This window comes from Actinomycetota bacterium (genome assembly GCA_030684515.1).
GTDB lineage: Bacteria > Actinomycetota > Actinomycetes > S36-B12 > S36-B12 > UBA11398.
The window spans coordinates 1-1899 of the sequence record JAUXVJ010000015.1 but is presented as its reverse complement, the minus strand read 5'-3'; the positions used below and the strand labels follow the sequence as shown (position 1 = coordinate 1899).

Below are 1899 nucleotides of genomic sequence, written 5' to 3'. Positions count from 1 at the left end.
AAAGTCGATCCTTGATACAGTTCTGCGCATTCCGGGCGATTGGCTCAGTGGTAGAGCACTCGCTTCACACGCGAGGGGTCACTGGTTCGAACCCAGTATCGCCCACCAACCGGAACGCTTTGGTATGGCGTTGTGGCGTAGGAGTAGCCGTGTTTTCCTGAAAATGGGAGACAACGTGTCACTAGTTCCAGAACATCTGGACCCTGCAACACAGCGCAAATATGAATCCATATGCAAGAAATATGGCGTCACTGACCAGACCATCTGGGCTGACATTCGTAGGAATGTTGAATCTACGAGAAATCAGAACACCAGACGTAGCGACATCATCGCGCTTAGGTCAATGATCGGTAGAGAGGGTGCTCCTAGCATCCCCAATGCCCTCAGAAGGGTCTATGAACTGCCAGAGGCAATAGAAGTCAGAACGAGGGCAGTAGGACCATATGAGCCATACATCCTCTCCATGGCCTTTGCAGGGCTACGCATAGGCGAAGCAGTTGCCTTGAACCCCGCCGCCATTCGTAGGAATGCTCAGATCTGCTGGATCGAGGTAACTCTTTCTAGGCAGAACTCAGGCAGGTACAAGGATCCAAAGAGTGGTCAGGGGAGGGTTGTCATCCCCGAATGGCTTTATCTAGTCCTCATTGACTACGACTTCCCTGAGATCCTTCCCAACAGCCTCTATAAATGGATGAGGCGCAGGGGATTGCAGCCGCATGGCCTTAGGCACTTCTATGCGACCTACCTAGTTCGCAACGTAAAGAACATGGAAATGACCAGAAGGCAACTGAGGCATAGGAATATCGCCACGACACTTAGTGTCTATTTGGAGATTGAGTCCGCTGACGAATTGATGGCGATCCAAGGGCTATCAGATCCATTTGCTGAAGTGGCAGACTGCATAGTGAGAATGCAGTGACTCACAGACAAATGCCCACATTGAGCAGCAGCCAATGAGCCATTTCGCCAAGAAGTGCAGCCAGACTGCTCCACATGAAAGTGGAGTTGCTGAAGCAAGTCGTTAAGTTCTATCTCAGTTCCGGGGATTTCAATGGCTTCTACATAAATGGCTCGTCTGAGCCCTTAGTCCTGCAAGACGCTGAAGCATTGGTCATGGATGGGCTGGTACAAGTCGTGGCAACACAGGACCATCTCAACACACACATTCGCCCTTGGGCTTCTAGAAGGACCAAGGAGGAGCAAGCCCAATCGATCCGCGATATGAATAGCAGGTCAGTCGGTGTGTGCCTGTACCCAACCCCTCTTGCTCTTCGCGGGGTGAGAGTCCCTAGACGCCTTTCAAAGCACCCGTTCGGAGCCGATATGGCAAAGGGGCGAGGCACTCTCGAACTTGCCTACTTCGAATTCGATGTACTTGAGCAGTACAGAAACGATGCTAGATACAACTTCACATACTGGGATTTCGGCGTCGATATTGGGATCAGCGACGAGGCCTACATGGACGACGATGAATCAAACAAGGATCACATAAGTCTTGCCCACGTTGGCTTTGCATACGACTTGAGTGAGTACGACATCAATGACCTAGATTCAATCATCGTGCGAAGAGTGGCGGCGTTCTATGGCGACCTCGCCAAACTGACTCCAGAACACCAACAGAGATGGAAGTCGTATCAGGTTGCCGACGACAATCTTGAGCCACATCCTGTTTGGTGGGGATCGCAAATGGGTCATTGGCCGGATGGAAGCGGACCGTTCGAAAGTCTCTTCGCTGAACTCAGGAAGACCAACGAACTTTCCACCAGAATCTGGAATGAGCCTCTGTTTGCCCACGCTGACCGCCCTGAAGACCTTGGGTGGATTCTCCGACCTTCACAGCGCGAATGGGACGAATTCGTGTCGAATTTGGACAAGGTTTTGTCTGAAAATATTCGCCAC

1 protein-coding gene and 1 tRNA gene are annotated in these 1899 nt (G+C 51.3%); both read left to right on the top strand.

The features are described 5' to 3' along the window. Window positions 1-33: 33 nt before the first annotated feature. Window positions 34-108, top strand: a tRNA-Val gene (locus tag Q8M73_06460). A gap of 885 nt (window positions 109-993) precedes the next feature. After that, window positions 994-1899, top strand: a 906-nt coding sequence (locus tag Q8M73_06455; GenBank protein MDP2288192.1) for a hypothetical protein, incomplete at its 3' end; no start/stop codon positions are given.